The sequence below is a fragment of the Komagataeibacter intermedius TF2 genome (assembly GCF_000964425.1).
Taxonomy (GTDB): Bacteria; Pseudomonadota; Alphaproteobacteria; order Acetobacterales; family Acetobacteraceae; genus Komagataeibacter; species Komagataeibacter intermedius.
The window spans coordinates 1-598 of record NZ_BANF01000524.1; the positions used below are offsets into that span (position 1 = coordinate 1).

1 protein-coding gene is annotated in these 598 nt (G+C 50.0%); it reads left to right on the plus strand.

Annotated features, from left to right (window positions below; translation table 11 throughout):
- Window positions 1–336 precede the first annotated feature (336 nt).
- Entirely contained in the window at window positions 337–444 is a 108-nt protein-coding gene (locus B7449_RS18275) for a hypothetical protein (protein ID WP_242407819.1), read from the plus strand.
- Window positions 445–598 lie beyond the last annotated feature (154 nt).

Here is a 598-nt window from a genome sequence, read left to right on the forward strand (position 1 = left end):
CGCGCCTGCGGACTCAGCACCACCTGACCTGCCTGTCGTCCCGCCATCGTTCTGCTTCCGTCATTGCGACAGGAGCATCATCTAATGATGCTTATTTCAGTTTCAGATGACGAGGAGGAAAGAGTTCTTCGTTCTCTGGAATTGATGCTCGCAAAGGAAACGCCGAACAATTTCATGTAGAGTAAGCGCTAACTGAAATCGAGACGGCAAAAATCCACTTTTCCGTTTACATCTCAGTATTCTTAATGTCTCGAATGAAGGCGGCTGTCGCCTTTTCCTCGCATCTCGCCCACATATGTGCTAATGTGGGTTTGTGCTTCATGGGAGGGATATATCATGAGCCGACTGACCATTGATATGACGGATCAGCAGCACCAGAGCCTGAAAGCACTGGCGGCGCTACAGGGCAAGACGATCAAACAGTATGCTGTTGATTTTCACTGAGAACTGACCCGGGTTTTTCATCAGGAATTGACCCAGCCAGATGCTATTTCAGGCATAGTGAGGCGGGCGGTCAAGAAGAGGATCTGTCCTTTTTGTTTTTTGAGGCGGCGGTGCTGGCGCGGAACCTGTAGCTGTCATTTCCTGTCTCGAGGAT

Excerpts from the sequence above, each read along its gene's own strand:
- B7449_RS18275 (WP_242407819.1), top strand. The coding sequence starts at position 337 with ATGAGCCGACTGACCATTGATATGACGGATCAGCAGCACCAGAGCCTG.